General features: G+C 62.6%; 20 protein-coding genes and 6 pseudogenes. 8 read left to right on the forward strand and 18 right to left on the reverse strand.

Annotated features, from left to right (window positions below; genetic code table 11):
- Positions 1 to 6: 6 nt before the first annotated feature.
- The 3 genes from ubiA to ETW23_RS16485 are packed head-to-tail and all read left to right on the forward strand — an operon-like array spanning position 7 to position 3,233.
- Entirely contained in the window at positions 7 to 969 is a 963-nt protein-coding gene (gene ubiA, locus ETW23_RS16475) for a 4-hydroxybenzoate octaprenyltransferase (RefSeq protein ID WP_134830660.1), read from the forward strand.
- Between the two features lie 60 nt (positions 970 to 1,029).
- On the forward strand, positions 1,030 to 2,919 hold the full coding sequence (locus ETW23_RS16480) for an OmpA family protein (RefSeq protein WP_134830661.1): 1,890 nt from the start codon (positions 1,030 to 1,032) through the stop codon (positions 2,917 to 2,919).
- Positions 2,919 to 3,233, forward strand: a complete 315-nt coding sequence (locus ETW23_RS16485; protein ID WP_129369806.1) for a hypothetical protein — start codon at positions 2,919 to 2,921, stop codon at positions 3,231 to 3,233. Before ETW23_RS16480 ends, ETW23_RS16485 begins: the two co-directional genes overlap by 1 nt.
- A 343-nt stretch (positions 3,234 to 3,576) precedes the next feature.
- On the opposite strand, the gene ETW23_RS16490 is transcribed toward ETW23_RS16485, so the two are convergent.
- From ETW23_RS16490 to ETW23_RS16540, 11 genes and pseudogenes are all read right to left on the reverse strand, one after another.
- Entirely contained in the window at positions 3,577 to 4,023 is a 447-nt protein-coding gene (locus ETW23_RS16490) for a molybdenum cofactor biosynthesis protein MoaE (RefSeq protein ID WP_134830662.1), read from the reverse strand.
- 4 nt (positions 4,024 to 4,027) lie between these two features.
- Positions 4,028 to 4,273 carry a molybdopterin converting factor subunit 1 gene (gene moaD, locus ETW23_RS16495; protein ID WP_129369804.1) on the reverse strand — a complete coding sequence of 82 codons (246 nt, stop codon included), beginning with the start codon at positions 4,271 to 4,273 and terminating at the stop codon, positions 4,028 to 4,030.
- Positions 4,273 to 4,944 carry a CDP-diacylglycerol--glycerol-3-phosphate 3-phosphatidyltransferase gene (gene pgsA, locus ETW23_RS16500; RefSeq protein ID WP_134830663.1) on the reverse strand — a complete coding sequence of 224 codons (672 nt, stop codon included), beginning with the start codon at positions 4,942 to 4,944 and terminating at the stop codon, positions 4,273 to 4,275. The genes moaD and pgsA overlap by 1 nt, the downstream gene beginning before the upstream one ends.
- 129 nt (positions 4,945 to 5,073) lie before the next feature.
- A complete protein-coding gene (locus ETW23_RS16505) occupies positions 5,074 to 5,685 on the reverse strand; it encodes a DUF922 domain-containing protein (protein ID WP_134830664.1) in 612 nt (203 codons plus the stop codon).
- 72 nt (positions 5,686 to 5,757) lie between these two features.
- A pseudogene (uvrC, locus tag ETW23_RS16510) lies at positions 5,758 to 7,619 on the reverse strand (excinuclease ABC subunit UvrC).
- A 337-nt stretch (positions 7,620 to 7,956) separates the two neighbouring features.
- Positions 7,957 to 8,733 (reverse strand): SDR family oxidoreductase, encoded by a 777-nt coding sequence (locus ETW23_RS16515; RefSeq protein ID WP_129369800.1) that lies wholly within the window; start codon positions 8,731 to 8,733, stop codon positions 7,957 to 7,959.
- A gap of 33 nt (positions 8,734 to 8,766) precedes the next feature.
- Positions 8,767 to 9,722 (reverse strand): annotated as a pseudogene (locus ETW23_RS16520) (calcium/sodium antiporter).
- Positions 9,723 to 9,893: 171 nt separating this feature from the next.
- Complete coding sequence (locus ETW23_RS16525) at positions 9,894 to 10,691, reverse strand: S49 family peptidase (protein WP_134830665.1); 798 nt, start codon at positions 10,689 to 10,691, stop codon at positions 9,894 to 9,896.
- A 330-nt stretch (positions 10,692 to 11,021) separates the two neighbouring features.
- Positions 11,022 to 11,782: pseudogene (locus ETW23_RS16530) on the reverse strand (ABC transporter permease).
- Positions 11,783 to 11,810: 28 nt separating this feature from the next.
- Positions 11,811 to 12,737: pseudogene (locus ETW23_RS16535) on the reverse strand (ABC transporter ATP-binding protein); the annotation flags it as partial.
- Between the two features lie 111 nt (positions 12,738 to 12,848).
- The gene (locus ETW23_RS16540; protein WP_129369795.1) at positions 12,849 to 13,370 is read right to left on the reverse strand and encodes a CoxG family protein; all 522 of its coding nucleotides are present in this window, start codon (positions 13,368 to 13,370) and stop codon (positions 12,849 to 12,851) included.
- 217 nt (positions 13,371 to 13,587) lie between these two features.
- Between ETW23_RS16540 and ETW23_RS16545 the strand changes: the two genes are divergently transcribed.
- Positions 13,588 to 14,262 (forward strand): NAD(P)-dependent oxidoreductase, encoded by a 675-nt coding sequence (locus ETW23_RS16545; protein ID WP_134830666.1) that lies wholly within the window; start codon positions 13,588 to 13,590, stop codon positions 14,260 to 14,262.
- A 263-nt stretch (positions 14,263 to 14,525) separates the two neighbouring features.
- Here ETW23_RS16545 and pobA read toward each other — a convergent pair whose 3' ends face one another.
- The gene (pobA, locus tag ETW23_RS16550) at positions 14,526 to 15,707 is read right to left on the reverse strand and encodes a 4-hydroxybenzoate 3-monooxygenase (RefSeq protein ID WP_134830667.1); all 1,182 of its coding nucleotides are present in this window, start codon (positions 15,705 to 15,707) and stop codon (positions 14,526 to 14,528) included.
- A 103-nt stretch (positions 15,708 to 15,810) separates the two neighbouring features.
- Here pobA and ETW23_RS16555 point away from each other — a divergent pair, with 103 nt between their 5' ends.
- Positions 15,811 to 16,671 carry a helix-turn-helix domain-containing protein gene (locus tag ETW23_RS16555; protein ID WP_247676991.1) on the forward strand — a complete coding sequence of 287 codons (861 nt, stop codon included), beginning with the start codon at positions 15,811 to 15,813 and terminating at the stop codon, positions 16,669 to 16,671.
- A gap of 44 nt (positions 16,672 to 16,715) precedes the next feature.
- Positions 16,716 to 17,801 (forward strand): CaiB/BaiF CoA-transferase family protein, encoded by a 1,086-nt coding sequence (locus ETW23_RS16560; protein ID WP_134830669.1) that lies wholly within the window; start codon positions 16,716 to 16,718, stop codon positions 17,799 to 17,801.
- Between the two features lie 2 nt (positions 17,802 to 17,803).
- On the opposite strand, the gene ETW23_RS25225 is transcribed toward ETW23_RS16560, so the two are convergent.
- A complete protein-coding gene (locus ETW23_RS25225; RefSeq protein ID WP_167738137.1) occupies positions 17,804 to 17,971 on the reverse strand; it encodes a hypothetical protein in 168 nt (55 codons plus the stop codon).
- Between the two features lie 85 nt (positions 17,972 to 18,056).
- Positions 18,057 to 19,091, reverse strand: coding sequence for a uroporphyrinogen decarboxylase (gene hemE / locus ETW23_RS16565; protein WP_134831344.1), 1,035 nt, complete (start codon positions 19,089 to 19,091; stop codon positions 18,057 to 18,059).
- A 197-nt stretch (positions 19,092 to 19,288) separates the two neighbouring features.
- Here hemE and hemC point away from each other — a divergent pair, with 197 nt between their 5' ends.
- Together hemC and ETW23_RS16575 are read left to right on the forward strand one after the other, a co-directional pair.
- Positions 19,289 to 20,248, forward strand: coding sequence for a hydroxymethylbilane synthase (gene hemC / locus ETW23_RS16570; RefSeq protein ID WP_134830670.1), 960 nt, complete (start codon positions 19,289 to 19,291; stop codon positions 20,246 to 20,248).
- 468 nt (positions 20,249 to 20,716) lie between these two features.
- Positions 20,717 to 21,142, forward strand: a pseudogene (locus ETW23_RS16575) (hypothetical protein); the annotation flags it as partial.
- A 119-nt stretch (positions 21,143 to 21,261) separates the two neighbouring features.
- On the opposite strand, the pseudogene ETW23_RS26135 reads toward ETW23_RS16575, so the two are convergent.
- The 4 genes and pseudogenes from ETW23_RS26135 to hemF form a co-directional block, all read right to left on the reverse strand.
- Positions 21,262 to 21,864: pseudogene (locus tag ETW23_RS26135) on the reverse strand (transposase); the annotation flags it as partial.
- Between the two features lie 97 nt (positions 21,865 to 21,961).
- Positions 21,962 to 22,114: a hypothetical protein gene (locus ETW23_RS16590; RefSeq protein WP_167738138.1), complete on the reverse strand. Its 153-nt coding sequence runs from the start codon at positions 22,112 to 22,114 to the stop codon at positions 21,962 to 21,964.
- 122 nt (positions 22,115 to 22,236) lie between these two features.
- Positions 22,237 to 23,052, reverse strand: coding sequence for a GH25 family lysozyme (locus ETW23_RS16595; RefSeq protein ID WP_134830673.1), 816 nt, complete (start codon positions 23,050 to 23,052; stop codon positions 22,237 to 22,239).
- Positions 23,053 to 23,232: 180 nt separating this feature from the next.
- The gene (gene hemF / locus ETW23_RS16600; RefSeq protein WP_134830674.1) at positions 23,233 to 24,126 is read right to left on the reverse strand and encodes an oxygen-dependent coproporphyrinogen oxidase; all 894 of its coding nucleotides are present in this window, start codon (positions 24,124 to 24,126) and stop codon (positions 23,233 to 23,235) included.
- Positions 24,127 to 24,137 lie beyond the last annotated feature (11 nt).

Raw genomic sequence — 24,137 nt, forward strand, 5'->3', positions numbered from 1 at the left:
CTACATATGCAAGGCCAGAAGCCAGCGCCAGAGGGTCAGGTCGCGGATGCGGTCCGGGGAAACTGGGTCGACACCTATGCGCCGGAGTGGACGCGGCCCTATTTGCGCCTATCGCGCGCTGACCGTCCGATTGGCACCTGGCTGCTGCTGATCCCTTGCTGGTGGGGGCTGGCGCTGTCCATTCTGTCGGACCAGAGCCCGCGCTGGCAGGATCTGTGGATCGCCATCGGCTGCGCAGCGGGCGCCTGGCTGATGCGCGGCGCGGGCTGCACATGGAATGACATCACCGACCGCAATTTCGACGGCCAGGTAGAGCGCACCCGCTCGCGCCCCATCCCCTCGGGCCAGGTCACGGTCAAGGGTGCGTTGGCCTGGATGGGGCTGCAATGCCTGGCGGGCCTGTTGATCCTTTTGACCTTCAACCAGGCGGCCATTGCCATGGGCATCCTGTCACTGCTGCCTGTCGCGGTGTACCCCTTTGCCAAACGGTTCACCTGGTGGCCGCAGGTGTTTTTGGGACTGGCTTTCAACTGGGGCGCCATGCTGGCCTGGGTGGCGCATACCGGCACCCTCGGCTGGCCGCCGGTGCTGCTGTATCTGGCGGGCATCGCCTGGACGCTGTTTTATGATACCATCTATGCCCATCAGGACACCGAGGACGACGCGCTGATCGGGGTGAAATCCACCGCCCGGCTGTTCGGCACGCAATCCCCGATGTGGCTGCGCCGCTTTATCGTCGCCTTTGTCAGCCTGATGGCGCTGGCGGTGATCCTGGCAGTGCAGGACAGCGCCTCGGTGCTGGCGCTGGTGCTGGCGCTGGCGGCACCTTGGGCGATGGGCTGGCACCTGACCTGGCAACTGCGCGCCTTTGACGCGGAAAACACGCAAAGACTCTTGCAGTTGTTCCGTCTCAACCGTGATACCGGCCTGATTCCGCTGATCTTCTTTGTGCTGGCCATGTTCGTGTGATTGAACCGCAGCCGCGCGCAGGGTAAGAGCCTGTAACGCAAACTGGGAAAATGCTGCCATATGCGCCTGTCTAAGCTGTTGATCCCGGGTCTGGCCTTTGCCGCTGCTGCCGGGCTGAGTCTTGTTGCCGCCGGATTTGCCGTCACCGCGGTGGAACGGAGCACAGAAACAGGTGTGCGCCGGGCGCTGGATGATGGCGGTTACACTTGGGCTGAGGTGACTGCGGACGGTTTGCAGGTGCTGCTGGAAGGCACCGCCCCTGATGAGGCCACCCGGTTCTCGGTCAAATCACTGGCCGGCACGGTTGTCGATGCGGCGCGGATCGTTGATGGCATGGACGTGCCGCCCGCCGATGGCCTGGCACCGCCGCGGTTTTCTGCCGAAATTCTACGCAATGACAGCGGTATCTCGATTATCGGGCTGATCCCCGCAGGCTCCGGCCGCACCGCGCTGGTCAAGGAGCTTGAGACGCTGGCAGGCCCTGAGAACGTGGCAGATCTGCTGGAAACAGCGAAATACACGATCCCTGAAGGCTGGCAGGAGTCTATGCTGTTTGCGGTGGAAGCCCTGAAGCTGCTGCCGCGTGCCAAAATTTCGGTGGCGGCCGGGGATGTCTCGGTCACCGCCATTTCCGACAGCGCGGACGCCAAGGCACGGCTGGAGGAACAGCTTGGCCGCACGGCACCCCCGGGCATGCGGCTGGCACTTGATATCGCGGCACCGCGCCCGGTGATCACCCCCTTCACCCTGCGCTTTCTCTTGGGACCGGACGGCGCAGAATTCGATGCCTGCTCCGCCGAGAGCGAGGAAAGCCGCACCCGTATTCTGGCCGCAGCCCGCAAGGCCGGGCTGCAGGAGGAGGCGGATTGCGTGATTGGCATGGGCGTGCCCTCTCCCAATTGGGCCCGCGCGGCGGAACTGAGCATTGCAAGCCTGGCCGAACTTGGCGGCGGTACGGTGACCATTGCCAATGCGGATATCACCTTGGCCGCCGCAGAAGGTACCGAAAGCGCGCTGTTCGACCATGTGGCGGGCGAGCTGGAAAACGCCCTGCCCCGGGTCTTTGCGCTGCACGCGGTCCTGCCGGTGCCGGAAACCCGGGACGCCGGCGGCATCCCTGAATTCACCGCGACTCTCAGCCCTGAAGGCCAGGTGCAGCTGCGCGGCCGCCTTACCGATGCGGCGCAGCGCATGGTGGCCGACAGCTATGCCAAGGCGCGGTTCGGGTCGGACAACGTGCACACAGCAGCCCGTGTTGTCGCCGACCTGCCAGCCGATTGGCCGGTGCGGGTGCTGGCAGCGCTGGAAGCGCTCTCCTATTTGCAGCGCGGCGCAGTCACTGTAACGCCCGGCAATCTGGAGCTGCGCGGCATGAGCTACCGCAAGGACGCCCCGGCTGAGATCGCCCGTTTCCTGTCGGCCAAACTGGGCGCCGCCGACACTTACGGCCTCGACATCAGCTATGAAAAGCCGCCCGAACCCAAGGACAAGCCGCTGCCGCCGGAGCTGTGCGAAGCGCAACTCGCCAGCGCCCAAAGCGAGGCCAAGATTGCCTTTGAACCCGGCTCGGCCACCATCGCCGCGCAAAGCACTGGAACCATGGACCGGATCGCCGGCGTTCTTGGCCGCTGCGGACCGGTGCGGCTGGAAATCCAGGGCCATACCGACAGCCAGGGCCGCGAGGCGATGAACCAGAACCTGAGCCAGGCACGGGCCCAGTCGGTGCTGAACGAGCTGCGGGCGCGCCGGGTGGTCACCTCGACCTTTGCCGCCAAAGGCTATGGCGAAAGCGAGCCGATTGCCGACAACGCAACCGAAGACGGCCGCGAATCCAACCGCCGAATTGAATTCAAATTGATCCGCCCTGCGGCCGTGGAAGACGCCGCTGATACGGGCAACGGCGAAGAGGCCGCCGAAAGCGCAGAAGACGCACAGGAGACCACAGAGTAATGAACAGGACAGAGTTCATCATCACCACCGCGATCATCCTGTTCGCGGCCTTTGCCCTGGGCTGGTTCGCCAACTGGCTGGTGCACCGCTTCACCCGGGTGCGGCAAAGCGATGTGGCCGACCTCGATCGGATGAGCCAGGAGCTGCATGAGGCCGAAGAAACCCGCGACCAGGCGATCACCTATTTGCAGCAGCGCGAGGCGGAGCTGACCAACCAGCTGACCCAGACCGAGGCCGAGCTGCGGGCAACAATGGATGGCCTGCGCGAGGCCCGCCGCGAAGCCGAAGAGCTGCGCAACCAGATCCCGCATTGAGGCCGGGGCAGCCGGGCACTCCCGCGCCTGCAGCCCGCGCTGGCTGCGCCAGCACCGTCTGAACAGCCTTGGGCGTGGCGCCGTGCCGGCGCACGGCGGTTGCCTTACTGCTCACATATGGCCTGAACGGGCAAGTCTGCCCTCCAAGCCCTGTCTGATGTTATATGAAACCGGCGTATCCAGGCGAAGCCGTTCGGGATTCGCGGGGCATGCGGCCGCTGCGACCTGCCGCCATTTGCAACCGGGCTGCGCCGCGCAAGGCGCGGTGCCGGGCCCAAGAGGCGGAAATCATCTCCTGATGATTAAACACCTGGCGGGAGCCGCCCCCGTCCAGGTTCGCGGATCACCAGCGTTTCAGCGCATCCTCGTCGGCATCCTTGGCCGCCACCCAGTCCGAGCCGCCGCCGGTCAGGATTTCCCTTTTCCAGAACGGCGCGCGGGACTTCAAATAGTCCATCAGGTATTCCGCCGCCTCAAACGCATCCTTGCGGTGACGGGCGGCGGTTGCGACCATCATGATGCGCTCGCCAGGTTCAAGGCGGCCATGGCGATGGATGACCAGTGCATCCGCCAGCGACCAGCGTTTCACGGCCTCTTCCGCTATAGCCGTCAGCGCCTTTTCGGTCATGCCCGGATAATGTTCGATCTCCATTGCCTGCAACCCGCCCTGATCCGCATCGCGCACCACGCCGGTAAAGGTCACCACGGCGCCGGCGCCCTCGGCGCCGGCCGCAAAGGCGTCGCTTTCGGCACCCAGTTCAAACGGTGCGTCCTGAACCGAGATCCGCATAGCGTCAGCCCCCGGTCATCGGCGGGAAAAAGGCAACTTCGCGCACGCCAGTCAGCGGCGCATCGAAATCAGACAGCTCCTGATCCAAGGCTACGCGCAAGGCAGAGAGATCGGCAAAGGCAGCGGCATAGCGGTCTTCACGGGCGCGCAGCTCCTCAACCAGATCCGCAACGGTGGCTGCCGACGTCTCCACCCGCTCGCGCGGCAGGCCGATGCGTTCACGCACCCAGGCGAAATAGAGAATATCCATCAATGAGCCTCCTTCAGATGCGGCATCGCCTTGCGCAAGTAATCAGCGCCAGTGATCAGGGTGAGCGCTGCCGCAATCCACAGCAGCCACAAGCCCAGACGCCCCGTCCAGATCACACCGGCCTCTTTCCAGCGCAGCCCGAACAGATCTTCCAACTCGCCGGCGATGATCTGCGAGTAGATCTGATCATCCATGCCGAATGAGGACATCACCAGATAATGTTCGAAGATGCCTTGCGAAAACAGCGTAGCGATGGCGATCATCTGCGCAGTGGTCTTCCACTTTGCCAGCCTGGTCACTTTCAGCGTGCCGGCCGTGTCGCCCAGATATTCGCGCAAGCCCGAGACAAACACCTCACGGAACAGGATCACCGTGGCCGGCAGCACCAGCCAGGGGGTCCAGTGTTCAGCAGCATATCCCACCAGGATCATCAGCGCGATCACCACCATCGCCTTGTCGGCAATCGGGTCCAGCATCGCGCCTATCTTGGTTTCCTGCTTCCAGGCCCGTGCCAGGTAGCCGTCGAACCAGTCGGTCACCGCCGCCGTGACAAACAGCAGCAGCGCAAACCAGTCCGCATAGGGACGGGAGAAATACAGAAACATCACGGCCAGGCCAGGCGCTGCGACGAGCCGCATCAGGGTGAGGATATTCGGCAGGGTCCACTTCATGCCGCGCACATTATCCGGCTGTTTCGCAAGAGGAAAGCGGGCTTGATCAAAATTCGGCGATGGCCGGGCCGGGATAGGCCGCAACAGCCGGCGGCACCTGCCCTTTGACACACGCGGGCCATGCCCTGCTCACCCTATGGACGTATCCAGCAGCGCGCCCTTGGTTTCGCCGTGATGGGTGGAATGGTCAAACTTCCGGTGCACCTCGTTCAACCGGTCCCGGTCGATAAAGATATGATTGTTGATCTCCCGCATCAGGTCTTCCTTGGCCAGTTTCAGCGCCTCCGCCTCGGTATCTGCCAGCCCGGTTCCCTTCAGCTTGTTCAGCTCCTTGGCGATTTTCTCGCATTCCTTCTTGGCCTTATCCACATGCTGCGCTTCATGAACCAGACAGCACGCATAGAACCGGTACCATTCAATCAGCGCCCGCGGCGGCAGCCCGCTGACTGACCGTTTCGGGCAGCGAATAGTCGAATGCAGGACCAGCTTCAGCGCCGAGATTTTGGCCTTCACCTCGAACCAGCCCGTTTTCTTTTCGATCTTGGGCTTGCCGTCCGCGGCGTATTTGCCTTTGGCGGTCAGGCATTCCAGCTCAGTGGTGGTCAAAAACGCCACCTTTTTGTTGTCGTTCGGATCCTTCGGCCCTTTGCTTTTTATGCTCTTGGCAATGGCAGGCAGAGTTTTGCCGGACACGGAATAGGTGTCGTAGACAACGGATTTCATGGTCAGGGATACAGGCATAATTCCTCCGGGCAGTAAAAAGGCTGCCCTGCAGATTTAGCACGAAACCGGCCGGCCCCCAAATATCCGCCCTTACCCCTGCGCGTGGAAGTGGTCGTAGATCCGTTCGGCCAGAGCCTCGGATATCCCGTCCACTGCCCTGAGGTCGGCCAGATTGGCACGGCTTACCGCCTTGGCACTGCCAAAATGCGCCAGCAGCGCGCGCTTGCGGGAGGCGCCGACACCCGGCACCTCATCCAGCGGTGTCGCGCTCATCGTTTTGGCCCGTTTGGCGCGGTGGGTGCCGATTGCGAACCTGTGCGCCTCGTCCCGCATCCGCTGGACAAAATACAGCACCGGGTCGTTGCGCTGCAGGGCAAAGGCCCGTTCACCGGTGCGGTAGAATTCCTCCTTGCCGTGGTCGCGATCGACGCCTTTGGCCACCCCCACCATCGGGATGTCCTGCACGCCGTGTTCCGCCATGATCTCGGCCACCGCGGAAACCTGCCCCGCGCCGCCATCGATCAGCAGCAGATCCGGCCACAGGCCCTTGTCCCGGTCCGGGTCCTCTTTCAGCAAGCGCGAGAAACGGCGGTTCAGAACTTCCTTCATCATGCCGAAGTCATCGCCCGGCACCAGGTCATCGCCCTTGATGTTGAACTTTCGATAGGCGTTTTTCATGAAACCTTCCGGCCCCATAACGATCATGCCCCCACCGCATTGGTGCCCTGGATGTGGGAGTTGTCATAGACCTCGATCCGCTGCGGCGGGCCGTCCAGCCCGAACGCCTCGGCCAGCCCGCGCAGCAGCTTGGTCTGGGTGGCGCTTTCGGCCATGCGGCGGGCCAGGCTTTCACGGGCATTGCGCAGGGCAAAGGCCACCAGTTCGGTCTTTTCGCCGCGCTGAGGCACCAGCAGCTCGACCTTGCGCTCAGCCTTCCCACCCAACGCCGCCTCCATCAAGTCGGCGTTTTCAATCGCATCCGACAGGATCAGCTGCCGCGGCGGTTCCTTGTTGCCGTAGAACTGGCCCAGGAAGGCCTCCATAACCTCGGCCGGGCTGTTGTCGGCATCGACCCGCGGGTAGAAGTCCTGATTGCCCCAGTTCTGGTTGGCCCGGATGAAAAACACCTGCACACAGGCCTGGCCGCCATCCATATGCAGGCCGATCACATCCGCTTCGGCGACGCCGCGCGGGTTGATGCCCTGGCTGGACTGCACCTGGGTCAGCGCCTTGATCCGGTCGCGCAGCGCCGCGGCGCGCTCAAACTCCATTGCCTCGGAGGCCGCCATCATCTGTTCTGCCAGCTCCTCCTGAATCTTGGTCGAACGGCCCGACAGGAACCGTTCAGCGTCGCGCACGCTTTCGGCATACCCCGCCTCGGAAATCAGCCCGGTGCAGGGCGCCGAGCAACGCTTGATCTGATACTGCAGGCAGGGGCGCGTGCGGGCTTCGAACATCGAATCCGAGCAGTTGCGCAGCAGGAACGCCTTTTGCAACTGGTTCAAGGTCCGGTTTACTGCGCCCGCGCTGGCAAAGGGGCCGAAATAACTGCCCTTCTGCTTGCGCGCCCCGCGGTGTTTTTTGATCTGCGGAAACCCGTGATCCTTGGCGACCAGAATATTGGGGAAGCTTTTATCATCGCGCAGCAGGACGTTGTACTTGGGCTTCAGCTGCTTGATCAGGTTCTGCTCCAGCAGCAGCGCCTCGGTTTCCGTCCGCGTGGTCAGAAACATCATCGAGGTTGTAAGCGCAATCATCCGCTCGATCCGCGGGCTGTTGCCGGGGCGGCTGTAGTTCGACACCCGCGCCTTGAGGTTGCGCGCTTTGCCCACGTAAAGCACCCGGCTGTCGGCATCCAGCATCCGGTAAACCCCGGGCGATGCATCCAGTGTTCTGAGGTAATCCTGGATCACGGCATAGCCGGTTCTTGGCTTTTCGGCGGGCGAATCCACGGGGGGGCGGCGGGCTGGTCAGTCATGCGTCCAGACATATGATTCCCCGCCCCTGGCTGCAATGTTTGCCTGCCCGGATCAAGAGCAGGGAAATCCACCGAAGCTGTGGATAACTACGGAGATATCTTTGGGCTATCCCGCCTTTTCCCTTATTATTTGGTGATTTTGGGCGAATGATTAAAAATTAGGCAACTTGATAAGGCTTTGTTTTTATTAGAAACTTTCCGCAGCCCCTGTCAAGGTTTTGAAAACAAAGGCGTTTTTGTAACGCTTCCGTGACGGCAGGTGAACCGGTGCAAAACTTTCGGGGAAAGGGACATTTTGGTCCCTGTTTGCGTCACTCCAGCCCGTCGCTGTCCGGGGTTAGCCAGCCCAGATGCTGGCCGCCGTCGGTGCAGATCATCTGCCCGGTGACCGCCTTGGCCTGCAGCAAATAGGACAGGGCCGCGGTGACGTCTTCGGCATCCGCGCCCCGCTGCAGGATTGTGGCTGCGCGCTGGCGGGCAAACTGCTGCTGGCTTTGCCGCGGCCCCTGCAAGGTTGGCCCCGGTCCGATGGCATTGACCCGGATCTGCGGCGCCAGGGCCTGCGCGGCTGTCTGTGTCAGTGTCCACAGCGCAGACTTCGCCAGCGTGTAACTCATGAATTCAGGTGTCAGTTTGCGCACTCTTTGGTCGATCATGTTGACCGCCAGCCCCCAGGCACGCGGCTCGCCGCCTGCATCCCGCACCAGCGGCACCTGCTGCGCGGCCATTGCCTGCAGCAGCACGAAGGGCGCCCGCAGGTTGCTGTCCAAATGCCGGTCCCAGCTGTTCCGCGTGGCGGTGGGCAGCGTGTCATGCTCAAAAACCGAGGCATTGTTGACCAGGCAAGTGACCGGCCCGCCAAGGGCCTCAGCCGCGCGGGGCAGTAAGGCCTGCGTTTGTCCTTCGTCCAAAAGATCCGCCTGCAGCACCGCCGCATCCCGCCCCAGGGCGCGGATCTGCTGCGCTGTATCCGCAGCCTCCTGCGCCGAGGACGCAAAATGGACGGCAACGTCATACCCGCGCGCGGCCAGGTCCAGCGCCATCGCCCGGCCCAGCCGCCTGCCCGCTCCGGTCACCAATGCCCGCATCTGCGCCTCCCTGCTGCCGCTGCAGTGACAGAGTTAGAACAGCACGGCCATATAGGCCAGATAGAGCGCCGTAAGAATGACACCCCAGATGCGGGTGATGTCCTGTTTCAGGAAGACAAACGGGATCAGCAGCAGCGAGGCCGCCAGCATCACCCAAAGATCGAACCGCAGGAATTCCGGGTCCACACTGATCGGGCCGATGAAGGTGGCGATGCCAATGATGGCCAGCAGGTTGAACATGTTGGACCCGATCACATTGCCCAGCGCCACATCGGCCTGGCGGCGCATTGCTGCCATGACAGTGGTCGCCAGCTCAGGCAGCGAAGTGCCCACCGCCACCAGGCTCAGGCCGATCACGGTTTCGCTGATCCCGTAGGTGCGGGCAATGATGGTGGCATTGTCGACCAGCAGATCGGCACCCAGCGGCAGGCCGATCAGGCCCAGCAGCAGGTAGATGCAGACGCGCCAATAGGGCATGTCCGGATCCGCTTCCTCGATCTCTTCCAGGCCGGCGTCTGCGGCGCAGTTGTTGCCATTGCGCCGGTGATTGCGGGCTTCGTGAAACGCCACGCCCAGCACCCCGGACAGCGCTGCCAGCAGGATCAGGCCGGACCAGACCGTGAAAGTGCCGCAAAAGGCAAGACCGATGAACAGGACCGATGCGGCCAGCATGAAGACATAGTTTTTGCGGGTGTTGCATTCGCTGGTGTGCAAGGCCCGCATCAGCGCGGGAATGCCAAGAACCAGCAAAATGTTGGCAGTGTTGGAGCCGACCACATTGCCCATCGCAATTCCATCGGCGCCCTCATGCACCGCACTGATGGCAATCAGCAATTCCGGCGCCGAGGTGCCAAAGGCCACGATCGTCAGGCTGACAATCAGCGCAGGCACCCCAGCCGCAGGCTGAGGTTCACCGCCCCGCGCACCAGCGCATCGCCTGCCAGCAGCAGGATCACCAGGCCCAAAGCCGAATACAGCCATGGCATCATTTGCCACGATCTCCTTTTTTGCAGGCACAGGGGCCTTTGCCGATCCGGAAGCGGCCGCAGGAGGGGCAACGCCTGGAATTGATCTGTTTCTGGCCCGGGAAGCGCAACTTGCCGAACATGGCAAGCACCGCCATCACCACCAGAAAAAGTGCAACAATCTTGAACAGCACGTCAGAGGCCGAAACGCGCGTATTCCGCCCGCTCCTCGATCCCGGCCAGCGCATCCTGTGCGACCTGCATGCCCAAGCGGCTGAGCAGCGGCTTCTTGAGCCCGTAGCGGCGGAAGCGGACCTTGTCGCCGAAACGCTCCTGCATTTTGGGTTTCAGGTGGCCGATGCCGTCGATCAGCCCCAGGTCCAAGGCCCTGCGGGCCAGCCAGATCTCGCCGGTGAACAGGTTTTCCTCGCTGTGCAGCTTGGCGCCGCGGCGGTCTGTGACATGGTCGATGAAATTGGCGTGGATGTCGTTCAGGATCACCTTCAGACGCTGCACATCCTCGGGATCTTCCGGGCGGAACGGATCCAGCATGGATTTGCTCTCCCCGGCTGTATAGACCCGGCGCTCCACGCCCTGGCGGGCCAGCAGCACATGGGCGCCAAAGCCGGCGGAGATCACCCCGACCGAACCCAGCACCGAGCTGGCGTCAGCCCAGATTTCATCCGCGGCAGCGGCCAGCCAATAGCCGCCCGAGGCCGCAACATCCTCGACAAAGGCGTAGACCGGGATGTTCAGTTCTACTGCCAGGCGGCGGATGCGGGCGCCGATCAGCGAGCTTTGCACCGGCGAGCCGCCGGGCGAGTTGATTTCCAGCGCCACCGCGGCAGGTTTACCCTTGCGGAAGGCACGTTCCAGCACCGGTGCCAGGGCCGCATCGCTGAGCGAGCCGCGGCCGGGCATTCCAATGGCGCCATTCAGGCGCACCACTGCCACCAGGGGCTGTCTTTTCAGGAAAGGCAGGCGAAATCTCATGGCGCCGATGTAGAGAGCCGCCCGGGGTGAAACAAGGTGCGCGTCCCGGGGAATTGGCGTGAATTGCAAAATCCGCACAGCCGCGGGCATAAATGCAACGCTGGTTTGCAGCCGGCAAATAACCCAGGAGGCTCCCGCCCGTCAGGCCGGCTGCTTGCAGCAGCCGCCTTCCCGTTGGGCCGGGCGCCGCGCTGCCGCGCGGCGCAGCGTGCTCTACCGGTCAATGACGCAACACCCGGCACGCGCAGCGTGCCGGGCCCAACCGGGAGGGCGCCCCACGGGCACCCGCAGCGGGCGGGAGCCTCCCCCGCACCGCATCCAGCCGCCGGATCAGGCCCGGATGCGCCAGCCTGTTTTGAAGATCCACCAGATGACGCCCATACAGGCCAGGGTAAAGCCGCCGATTGCGCAGAGGCTCAGCAATACCGGCACATCCGCCTGGCCGAAGAACGCCCAGCGGAAACCCGATACCAGATAGACCACCGGGTTGAACAGGGTGATGGTCTGCCAGACCGGCGGCAGCATCGCGATTGAGTAGAAAGAGCCCCCAGGAACACCAGCGGCGTCACCACCAGCAGGGGCACCAGCTGCAACTGCTCAAAATTCCCGGCCCAGATGCCGATAATGAACCCCATCAGCGAGAAGCTGAGGCAGGTCAGCACCAAAAACGCCACCATTGCAATCGGGTGCTGGATGGAGAGATCCACAAACAACGACGCCGTGCACAGGATCACCACGCCGATAAACAGCGACTTGGTTGCCGCCGCCCCGACAAATCCCGCAACCACTTCCAGGAAATTGATCGGCGCCGACAGGATTTCGTAGATGTTGCCGATGAATTTCGGGAAATAGATCCCGAAAGACGCATTGGAGATGCTCTGGGTGATTACCGACAGCATGATCAGCCCCGGCACGATAAAGGCCCCGTAGTCGATCCCGTCAACCTCCTGGATCCGGCTGCCGATGGCGCTGCCGAAGACCACAAAGTAAAGCGATGTGGACAACACCGGCGAGATGAAACTTTGCAGAAAAGTGCGCCAGAACCGCGCCATTTCCGCTTTGTAGATGGTTGCGACCGCTGTCCAGTTCATGCTGCGTCCCCTGAACGTCGCCGGACGAAGCCCCATCCCCCGAAACAAGCCCGACAAAAATATCTTCCAGGCTGGATTCCCGTGTTTGCACATCCGCCAGCACCAGCCCGGCCTGCGCCACGTCATTCAGCAGCGTGGTGATGCCGGTCCGTTCCGCCCTTGTGTCATAGGTATAGAGCAGCGCACCGCCGCCGTTCACCAGCTGCAATTCATGCTGCGCCAGCGCTTCCGGAATGGTGTCAACCGGCGTGGTCAGCTGCACCTCCAGCTGTTTCTGCCCCATCCGGGCCATCAGCTGTTCCTTCGCCTCGACCAGCAGCAGCTCGCCACCGGTGATCACACCGACCCGGTCGGCAATCGCCTCGGCTTCCTCAATGTAATGTGTCGTCAGGATGATGGTGACGCCGCCGGCCTTCAGCTCATCCACGATCGCCCACATGTCCTTGCGCAGTTCCACATCCACGCCCGCCGTCGGCTCATCCAGGAACAGAATGCGCGGATCATGCGCCAGCGCTTTGGCAATCAGCACCCGGCGCTTCATGCCGCCGGACAGCTCCATGACCTTGGCATCCCGTTTTTCCCATAGCGACAGCTTGCGCAGAATATCCTCGATCCGCACCGGATCGGCAGGCTTGCCGAACAGGCCGCGCGAAAAACTGACCGTGTCATGCACCTTGGCAAAAGGCTCCAGGGTGATTTCCTGCGGCACCAGCCCGATCAGCGAGCGCGCAGCGCGGAATTCGGCCACATTGTCGAAACCTCCAACGCTGACGCTGCCAGATGTCGCGGTGGTGATGCCGCAAATGGTAGAAATCAGGGTCGTCTTGCCCGCACCATTGGGGCCGAGCAGAGCCAGAATCTCACCTTCTTCAATATCAAGCGAGACGCCTTTCAGCGCCTCGAACCCGCCGTCGTAAACTTTACGCAGGTCGCGGATCGACAGAATGGACGCCATGGTGCCTCCGGCATGTTCTCAAATCCCGGCCACCCTAACGGCGGCCTGCCGACACTGCCAGCCCCCGCCTTGCAGACGCGCCTGTGCGCCTGCGCAGAGCTGATAAGGGGATCAGCCGCGGCCCGTCACCTTGCTGAACCAGCCTTTCTTTTCGCCCTCTTCCTGGGTCTCTTCGCCGTCTTCAGTACCCTCTTGCGGCGCCAGATGCGCCTGCAGATTGGCAAAAAACTGATCCGCCATCTTTTTGGCAAAACCGTCGATAATGCGGCTGCCAAGCTGAGCCAGCTTGCCGCCGACCTTGGCCTCTACCTCATAAGACAACAGCGTGCCTGTGTCCGAAGGCGCCAGCGTCACAACCGCCCCGCCTTTGGCAAAGCCGGCCGCGCCGCCTTTGCCTTCACCGGAAATGGTCAGCGTTTCATTCTCTACCAGATCCGACAGGCTGACCTGGCCTTTGAAGGTGGCTTTGACCGGGCCGACTTTTTGCGTGACAGTGGCTTCGAACCCCTCTTGCGGCGTGCCGGTGACCTCTTGCGCGCCGGGCACACATGCCTTCAGCACCTCCGGCGTCAGCAGCGCCGAATAGACGGTTGCGGGATCGGCGGCGATCTCCTTCTGGTCACTCATCTGCATGGGCTTGGCCTCCCTGGCGTATGTTTCCGGTTCCTCTCAGACCTAGCCGCACCGCAGCCCCCTGCCAAGCCGGCATTGGCCCGTGCCCCTGATCTGCACCGCTCAGGTCAGATCAGTAGAGCGGTGCAACTGCCGCAGCGTCAACCTTTGCAATTTTATCTTTACGTCGAGATTTATCCGCTATATCTCGACGTAAAGATAAATCAAGGAGCATACAATGAAGATCATCATTTTCGGCGCCACCGGCGATGTGGGCAGTGCAGCCGTAAAGGCCGCAGCACAGCGCGGCCATCAGGTAACGGCCGTGTCGCGCACGCCTTCAGCCCTTGCCGCAATCAGCCCCTTGGTTACTCCGCGGCCGCTGGATCTGCTGACGGATCCGCAGGCCGCGGTCAACGCGGCAGCAGGCCATGATCTGGTCATCAGCGCCCTGCGCCCGCCTGCCGGACGTGAAGAGGACCTGATCCCGCTGACCCGCACCGCGGTGCAGGCCGCGCGCCACGCCGGCGTTCCGGCCCTGGTAACAGGCGGCGCGGCCTTGCTGAAGCTGGCGGATGGCAGCGGCCACACAGTGCTGAGCGCACCGGGTTTTCTGCCGGAGGCCTCCCGCCTGATTGCCGAAGCCTGCGCGGCGCAAGACGCCATGCTGGAGCTGGAAACCGGGGTGGAATGGACTTGCCTGCGTCCGCCCGCGCTGCTGACAGAGGGCCCGCTGACCGGCCAATACCAGCTCGGCACTGATACGATGCTGACAGACGCAGCGGGTGTGTCGCAGATCTCCTTTGCGGATTTCGGCGCCGCGCTGCTGGATCTGGCTGAAAACCCGCGCCCTGCCAGCCAAAGACTGACTGTTGCCTGGGGCGCTCCCGCCCCCGCCCTGGCGGCCGGCTGACGCCGGACCTTGGGCAGCGTTGGGCCGGGCAGCGTGCTGCGCACGCCGCGGTAGCGCAATAGCGGCAACGGCATCCGTGCTTGTCAGACAGTCAGGCCAGGTTTGAATATCTACCAGAATGGCTTGCCGCACACGGGCCCGGCGCCGCGCACCAGCGCGGCGCCGGGCCCAAGGCTTTGCCTTGCATCCAGGATGCATGGCAAAGGCGCGGGAGCCTGCCGCTTCATAGCCGGCGCATAGTCTTGCTCCTGCGGGAAGCCCCCCTAATACGGCAACCCGACGTAATTCTCTGCCAGCGCGGCCCGCGCCGCCTCTGAAGAGAACAGATAGTCCAGATCCGCCCGCTGCAACCGCAGATCGGTCTCGGTGCCTTCCGGAAAACGATGCAGCAGGTTGGTCATCCACCAGCTGAACCGCTCCGCTTTCCAGACCCGCGCCAGTGCTTTTTCGGAATAGCGGTCCAGTCCTGCACTGTCGCCCCGCAGGTAGTGGTCCAGGAAGCCATGATAGAGGTAGTAAATGTCCGAGGCCGCCGAATTCAGCCCCTTGGCACCGGTCGGCGGCACAATATGGGCGGCGTCGCCCGCCAGGAACAGATTGCCGTACCGCATCGGCTCCGCCACGAAACTGCGCAATGGCGCGATGGATTTCTCGATTGACGGGCCGGTTTCCAATTGCCCTGCCACCTGTTCCGGCAGCCGGCGCTTCAGCTCTGCCCAGAAGTCCGCATCGCTCCAATCTTCGGCCCGGTCCGTTAACGGCACCTGGATGTAGTAACGGCTCAGCACCCGGCTGCGCAGCGAGCAGAGAGCGAAGCCGCGTTCATGGCGTGCATAGATCAACTCCTGCGCAACCGGCGGCGTTTCCGACAGAACCCCTAGCCAGCCGAAGGGGTAGACCTTTTCGTATTCCTTCAGCACCTCCGCCGGAATAGATTTGCGGCTGACCCCGTGAAAGCCGTCGGCGCCAACAATGAAGTCGCAGTCTGCCCGTTGCGATGCGCCGTCCTGCTCCCAAGTCACATAGGGGCGCGCATCCGTCAGCGCATGCGGCTGCACATTCCGCACATCGTGCAAAACCTCACCACCCATCGCGTCGCGTGCCTCATACAGATCGCGGGTAACCTCGGTCTGGCCGTAAACCATTACCGTCTCGCCGCCGGTGTGTTTTGCCAGGCCGATCCGGTCCAGCCGCCCCTGATGGGCAATATGAAACCCCTCGTGGATCTCCCCTTCGCGGTCCATCCGCCCGCTGCAGCCAGCCTCGCGCATCAGATTGACAAAGCCGTGTTCCAACACCCCGGCGCGGATCCGGCCCAGCACATACGCGCGGCTGTGCTTCTCCAGAACAATTGAACTGACTCCTTGGCGATGGAGCAGCTGCGACAGCAGCAGTCCCGAAGGCCCGCCGCCAATGATGACAACCTGCGTCTTATGCGTGGACATGCGCGTTCCCCGATTTTCCGGCTTGTGCTTGCAGGGTGAATTATGCGCTGCGCCTGCATCTTTGCGAATGGACCCAACGCGCCAGTTCTTGTACATTTCATACATGCAGACGCAAACCTCCATCGACACCTACAACCTGTTTGGCGAGACCGCGGAACTCGCTGATATTCTGCATGTGGAGACCATCCGCGCGCGTTCCGAACTGCATGATTGGGAACTGAGACCGCACCGCCATGCCCGGCTGCACCAGATACTGGTGCTGACCGGCGGTGCAGGAGAGGCGGATCTTGACGGAAACAGCCACACCCTGTCCCCGCCCTGCCTGATCAATGTGCCCCGCGGCGTGGTGCATGGCTTCCGCTTTGGCAACCGCACCGGCGGCTGGGTGATCACGCTCGCTTCGGATTTGCTGGACCAGAGCCTGGCACCGGGCGAAGGGATGCGCGCGCCGTTGGATCTGCCTGCCGTCCTGCCCTTGCCCGAAGGGCTGCAAAGCCTGGCTGCGCGCCTGTTCCGGGAATACGGCAACAAGGATTTTGGCCGCGCGCAGATGCTGCGCGGACTAGCGTTGTCGGTTACCGCGCTGGCCGCCCGCGCCATCGCCGCCGCCCAGGGAGAAGATCCGCAGGCCCGGGCCAGCCCGCTGTTTGCCCGGTTCGAGGCGCTGGTAGAGCGCGACTTCCGCCTGCGGCGACCGCTGGCGGACTACGCTTGCGCGCTGGCTGTCTCTGCAACCCACCTCAACCGCATCGCCCATCAGGCCACCGGCCAGCCGGCCTCGGCCTTGGTCCGCGCCCGTGTCCTGCGCGAGGCGCGGAGGCTGCTGATCTACACCAACCTGACCGCGGCGCAGATCGCCTATGAACTGGGCTTTACCGATCCTGCCCATTTCAGCCGGATCTTTGCCAAGGGCACCGGACTGCCGCCACGGAAGTTCCGCCAGCAGCTTGCCCAAGGCAGCTGAGCCGCCGCAGACTGATCCAGCCGGGCATCACGAAAGGGACCGAAATGCTGCAAGGGATCCGTATTCTCGAGGTCGAAGGCCTGGGCCCCGGCCCCTTTGCCGCAATGACACTGGCCGACCTCGGGGCCGAGGTGATCTGCGTCAACCGCAAGGGCGGCGCCGTCACCCCCGGAATGCCGGAACGCTCCCTGCTAGACCGGGGCAAACGATCAATCGGGCTGGATCTGAAAGAGCCAGCTGATGCCGATACCTTTCTGGCTCTGGCCGCCACCGCCGACGGGTTGATCGAGGGTTTCCGCCCCGGCGTGATGGAACGGCTGGGCCTTGGCCCGGAAACCTGCCGTACGGTCAATCCCGCACTGGTCTATGGCCGCATGACCGGCTGGGGGCAGGACAGCCCGCTGGCCCATGCCGCGGGGCATGATCTGAACTACATCTCGCTGTCCGGCGCGCTTTGGTATGCCTCATGCCCCGGCGATGTGCCGCAAACACCCGCCACGCTGGTCGGCGATATCGGCGGTGGCGCGATGTATCTGGTGGCCGGGATGCTGGCAGGCATCCTCAGGGCCAAAACAACCGGCGGCGGCTGTGTGGTGGACGCTGCAATCTATGACGGCTCGGCCCATATGATGAACCTCTTGATGAGCATCCGGCAGGCCGGCAATTTCGGTGTGCAACGCGGCGCAAACCTGCTCGACGGGCCGCATTGGAGCCGCACCTATGCCTGCGCCTGCGGCGGCTATGTCTCGGTGCAATGCCTGGAGCCGAAGTTCTATGCGCTGTTTCTGGAGAAAATGGACCTGTCCGGGGACGCAGCATTTCAGCAGCAGTTCGACAAGTCCTTATGGCCCGCGCTCACAGGCCGCCTCGCCGGGATTTTCGCCAGCCAGGCGCGTGACCACTGGGCGGCGCTTTTTCAAGGCACCGACGCCTGCGTGGCACCGGTGCTGAACCCCGAAGAAGCCCTGGCGCACCCGATGAACAGCCGAGGCACATGGGCTGAAGCGCAAGGTGTGCTGCAGGCTGCTCCTGCCCCGCGGTTTTCAGATCAACCGGAATGGACCCCGCCGGAAATCCCCGCACGCGGACAGCATACGGGCGAGATCCTGGCGGAATTGGGCCTGAAATAGGCTCAGTCTTCTTTCTTGGGTTTTTCGGCTGCCGCTTTCATACGCTTCAGCAGCTCGGTCTTGTCCGACTGCTTGCCAAAGGGGTTCTTCTTGGTCCCCTTGGCATTATGTTCGGCGTGACGAGGTTTATTCTTGCCCATTTTGGGTGCTCCAGATTTACCGTAATCCACCGTTATGTCCTTATTCGCGGCGCGTGCTGCTGCGCTGATGCCCGAAACCGCCGCCCGGCACAAGGCCGGGCCGCTGCTGAACCGCTCAGCCGCCGCGGACCGTGTCGATCATCAGCTGCACATTGTCCGGGTCCGCATCCGGCGTGATGCCATGGCCCAGGTTGAAAATATGCGGGCCGTTCCTGAAGGCATCAACAATGCGGCGGGTTTCATCCACCAGGTCCTGCCCGCCGGTCACCATGTGGCGGGACGCCAGATTGCCCTGCACGCAGCCGTCTGCCTGCACATGGGCCGCAGCCCAGGCCGGATCAACGGAATTGTCCAGCGCCACACAGTCCACACCAGTTGCCTTGGCAAAGCCCACGTATTTCTCACCCGCTTCGCGCGGGAAACCGATGACGGGAATGCCCGGGTGGCGTTTCTTCAGCGCTGCGGTGATCTGGCGGCAGGGCTCCAGCGCATATTTCTGGAACGCCTCGCCCTTCAGCGAGCCGGCCCAGCTGTCAAAGATCTTGACCACTTCGGCGCCGGCCTCGATCTGCTTGGACAGATAGTCAATGGTGGCTTCGGTGATCCGCGCCAGCAGCGCCTCGAACAGGGCAGTGTTTTCCTCGCGCAGGGCGTGGGCAGGTCCCTGATCCGGCGTTCCGCGGCCCGCGATCATATAGGTCGCAACGGTCCAAGGTGCGCCTGCGAACCCTATCAGCGTTGTCTCGGACGGCAGTTCACGCGACAGAATGCGGACGGTCTCATAGATCGGGTTGAGCGTCTCGTGGATATCCGATGCCGGACCCAGTTTTGCAAAGTCGTTCTCGGTGGTGATGGTCGACAGCCGCGGGCCTTCGCCGGTCACGAACCACAAATCCGCCCCCAGCGCCTGCGGGATCAGCAGAATATCGGCAAACAGGATTGCGGCGTCAAAGCCATAGCGGCGGATCGGCTGCAGGGTCACTTCGGCGGCCAGTTCAGGATTGTAGCAAAGCGACAGGAAATCCCCGGCCTCAGCCCGCGTCGCGCGGTATTCCGGCAGATAGCGGCCCGCCTGGCGCATCATCCAGATCGGCGGCACATCCTGTTTCTCACCCGCCAATGCGCGCAGCAGCTTCTTTTGTCCACCCATGGTCATCCTCGCTATCAATCGCCCGTATAGATCGCCCTCTGAGGTCACGCCTGCGGGGCGGAATGTCAAGAGCAGGGGCGATCTGGCGCGCCATGCCCTCAAGCGCCTTGTCCTATGTCAAAGCCGCCTCCCCAGGCATGTGAGAAAGGCAAAAACCGGTTTCCTCCGGGGCGCAAACTGATTTAAGGCTTCTTCTTATGACACTGACCCTGCCCACCCCCGCTTCGCCCCTGAAAATCGGCACCCGCGGATCGCCGCTGGCGCTGGCCCAGGCCTATGAGACCCGCGCCCGCCTGGCCGCCGCCTTCGATCTGCCGCAAGAGGCGTTCGAGGTGGTGGTGATCAAGACCACCGGCGACAATCAGGCGCTGATCGCAGCGGACAAGCCGCTGAAAGAGCTGGGCGGCAAGGGGCTGTTCACCAAGGAGATCGAAGAGGATCTTCTGTCCGGTGCCATCGACATTGCGGTGCATTCGATGAAGGACATGCCGGTGCTGCAGCCGGAGGGGCTGGCGCTGGACACCTATCTGCCGCGCGAGGATGTGCGCGATGCGTTCATTTCCCCGTCTCTCAAATCGATTTCTGATCTGCCAAAGGGCGCGGTGGTCGGCACGTCATCCTTGCGCCGCCGCGCGCAGCTCTTGAACCGCCGTCCCGATCTGAACGTGGTAGAGTTCCGCGGCAACGTGCAGACCCGGCTGCGCAAACTGTCCGAGGGTGTCGCGGAATGCACCTTCCTGGCGATGGCCGGCCTCAACCGGCTGGCGATGGCGGATGTGCCTGCCACAGCGATCGAAACAAACGACATGCTGCCCGCAGTAGCACAAGGCGCCATCGGCATTGAACGGCGCGCGGATGACAGCCGCGCCGCCGAGATGCTCTCAGCAATTCATGACGGTGATACCGGCCAGCGCCTGGCCGCCGAACGCGCCTTTCTGGCGGCGCTTGACGGCTCCTGCGAGACTCCGATTGCAGGCCTTGCCGAACTCGACGGCCCCACCCTGCGCCTGCGCGGCGAAGTGCTGCGCCCGGATGGTTCCGAAGCGATCAACGATGATCAGACCTGCCCGGTGGAAGACGGTGCGGAATTGGGCCGGGAAATGGCGGCAAAGCTATTGGAGAAAGCCGGTAAGGGGTTCTTTGACTGGAAGGCCTGAAGCGAGGCTCTGCCTCGCGCTCCGGGGTATTTGAGGCCAGAAGAATATTAGGAGCCTCTCTTCATCTGGCTGAAAATATCTACCGTGTTGCTTCGGTCTCCATCTGACCGCAACGATAGCATGGGCAAAGAGCGTGCAGACCTCAAATATCGGAACGCTCTTTGCTCATGCGATTTCAACAGAGCAGCCGTCCGTCGCTTGCGCGGCGAATTCAGTCAGAGCGCCCAGCGCGGAAGTGCTGAATTCTCAATGCGCCCGCTCGCAGCGCGCCTACCCGCCGCACTGCCGAAAATCACCCGCTGCATTGCAAGTGGAAATGCAGTCATTCAGGCAAGGTGCAGCAATTCCGAAGCCCTGAATTTTCCCAACCCGGGACAATCCTGATGGGGTGGAAGGCTCCTGCTCCACCGGGCGTCGCAATGCGCCATACTGCAGGTGTCGATATCTGCTTATGAGAGGGGCCGCCCCATGCAAGTTACCACAATCGGCCTTGATCTGGCCAAGAACGTATTTCAGCTTCACGGGATTACTGTAGACGAACACGTTGCATTCAACCGGCCTTTGAGACACGCGCAGCTATTGCCGTTCTTCTCCAAGATTGAACCTTGCCTGATTGACATAGAGGCTTGCAGCGGTGCGCACCATTGGGCGAGCGCGCTGACGGCGTTGGGCCATAAAGCCCGGCTGATCCCGCCGATCTATATCAAACCATACGTCGAACGCGGCAAGTCCGACGCCATTGATACGGAGGCCATTGCGAAGCGGTAAGCCGCCGCCCTCGGGTGCCAGCTGATTGCCGCAGAACGTCAAAGCCAGGCGTGCCGGATCCTCATGCCGGTCCCAGGCATCGGTGCAATCACGGCAACATCTTTCGCTGTTGCAATTGAAGATCCTGGCACTTTCAGCAAAGAGCGGCGAAGGAGATGGAGATGGAAAAGCCCATATGTATGTACTGGCTGCTGTTCGCAAATGTTCAATTGCGCGTTCTCAGGAAGTAGCTGACAGCAGGTACCGGATATGCTGACGGCCTTGATCTCAGAAGCCGTCATTTTGATCCGCTCGTCCAGCCATATCCAATCGTGCTGAAGGCAGGCGATCAGCTTGCGCATGCGCAGGGACAGCTTTTCACTGAGGCTGCCGAGAATGGCTGGGAGCGCGTTGCACAGCGCAACCGCACACCGCCTGACAGTAATACCTTGCTCAATCAGAAAGGCACAGATTTGCTTCAGCGTTGCCGTCCGGTGCGACACGAGGCAGGCCCGAACCCGGTGTAACGCCTGCAGGCCGAGCTGATCTTGTGTCTTCCAGGAAACCGTCTTGAGGTTGGGGCGCAGGGCCGCTTCCGCAATCGCTTTGGCAACGTTGCAGTCGTTCTTTTGACCTTTTTTGAACGGCTTCACCTAGATCGCAGGAGTGATCCGAGGCTCAATTCCCAGCCCGCGCAACGAGCGGCTGACGAAATACGCACTCATGCAGGTTTCAATGCCAGCTATGCAGCGCGGCAGGTCTTGAAACGTCGCAAGCAGCGCCAGCCGCTTGATTTTCCTGCGTAAAACAAACTGGCCTTCCATATCGAAGCCAACCGGCATCAGCTCATCAAAATCGTTCTTTGCCATACAATTCCTCCAGGCTGCAAAAATTGGCCAAGCTTAACCCTTTGAGGGAAGCAGCCGGAACGAGCCCTCACCTGCCATTGGGGTCAACCCCGGCAGGTTACGGGTTGTAGCTGGCAAAGCAGAAATACACGCCCAGAATGCCCTCTATCCAGCGACCGGTTTTCGTGTAGATCGCCACAACTGGTGAGGTGGAGAACGCAACCGCATAAATCACGTGGCCGGTTGCCGGGATAATGCTTGTGCCTGCCACGGCTAAAGCGGCGGCCCGCGTCGGTGTTTGCCCGTCCAAGGCTAGAGCTTTCCCTTCTGATCGGACGCCGGCATCAAGGAGCGCCCAAGGCGCGAGGGGGTAAAGCCCCCTTGCGTCACGCTTTAGATCTGCCCCGACCACCTGAGCCAGCTTTCCGGGCTGCCGCGGAAGGTATTGAGGTCCACGTCGCCCGCCACTCCCGGCACTTCACCGGTGCCGGAATACTGCCAGAAGCTCCAGCTTTCACCCGGGTAGACCTTGCGCGGATGGCCCGCGACCGAACGCAGCCAGAACTCGGTGCCGCTGAGGCGCCCGATGCCTGTGTCCCGGTAGAAATCCACGGTCGTGTAAACCACCGGGCGCTTGCCGTAGTGACGTTCAAGAATGTTCAGGAACTTGCGCGCCTCGGCCCTGACCTTGGCGCCGTCGGGCCGTGTTCTGCAGGTGCGGGAGCGGTGGTTCCACTCCATATCCAGCACCGGCGGCAGCGCGTTTGCATCCTTTGGCACATTGCGGATGAACCAGCGCGCCTGCTCGGCCGCAGGGCGGCAGAAGTAATAATAGTGATAAGCGCCGCGTTTCAGCCCCGCGGCCCGCGCGCCGCGCCAGTTGTCGCGGAACATCGCGTCGGTGTGATCGCCGCCCTCGGTGGCCTTGATATAGGCGAATGAGACGCCTGAGCGGCGCACCCTGCGCCAGTCGATTTCTCCCTGATAGCGTGACACGTCGATGCCGTGAACCGGATAGGACCAGGGCTTGCGCCCCTCCCACGCATGCGGATCACGGTCGCCGAACCGGGGATATGTCCGCAACCCGGACAGCCGCCCGTTGGCAGGTTCGGTGCGGGTGACTTCCGGCGCATTCACCGCCCTGTCCCGCGGCCCGCCGCACCCCGCCGCCAGTGCCATTGCCAGAATCCCCAGAACCAATCTGCGCATGTGATCTGCTCCCTGCCTCGCCTCGTGAAAAACTGCTGTTTTCTTTGCCTGTTGTTTTTCACCTTAGCGCAGGGTGGCGCAATGTCGCGCCTGAAGGCGGGAAACCAGCATAAATCCGCCGCAGGAAGAAACGCGCCGCTTTGCAGGCGGCGCGTTCAGTTTGTCACAGCTGCGGCTGGCTCAGACCCATTTCGCCAGGGGCGGCAGGCTCATCAGCACCGCGTTGGCGTCATGGCCGGTTTCCAGCCCGAATTTGGTGCCGCGGTCATAGACCAGATTGTATTCAGCATAGAGGCCGCGATGGATCAGCTGGGCATCCTTGTCTGCTTCGGAATACGCCTGCACCCGGCGTTTTTCGACCAGCGGCACAAAGGCCGGCAGGAAGGCGCGGCCAATATCCCGGGTCAGGGCAAAATCCGCCGCCCAATCGCCAGAGCTCTGGTCGTCCATGAAGATGCCGCCCACCCCGCGGGCGCGCTTGCGGTGGGGGATGTAGAAATACTCATCCGCCCATTCTTTCAGCCGCGGATACTGGTCCGCTCCGTGCGGATCCAGATGCGCCTTCTGCTGCCCATGAAAATGCGCGGTATCCTCATCGTATTCAATGCAGGGGTTCAGATCCGAGCCGCCGCCGAACCACCAGGCGTGCGGGGTCCAGAACATCCGGGTGTTCATATGCACCGCCGGCACATGCGGGTTGCGCATATGCGCCACCAATGAGATGCCCGAGGCCCAGAACCGCGGATCGTCCTTCATCCCCGGAATGCCTTTACGCGCCGCCATCGCGTTTTGCGCCCGTTCGCCAAGGGTGCCGTACACCTCGGAGATATTGACCCCGACCTTCTCAAACACCCGGCCGCCGCGCATCACGCTCATCAGCCCGCCACCCGCATCTGATCCGTCATCCGACGTCCGCGTGGTCTCTGTCACCTCGAACCGGCCCGGCGCCATATCTGCAAACGGGCCTTCGCTGTGGCTGTCCTCCAGCCTCTCGAACGCCGCAACGATCTGGTTGCGCAGGTCCCGGAACCAGGCAGCAGCCTGGGCCTTTTCGGTCTTCATCTCAGCAGTCATACGGGGTCTTT

This window comes from Leisingera sp. NJS201, from assembly GCF_004535885.1.
In the GTDB taxonomy this organism is placed as follows: Bacteria; Pseudomonadota; Alphaproteobacteria; order Rhodobacterales; family Rhodobacteraceae; genus Leisingera.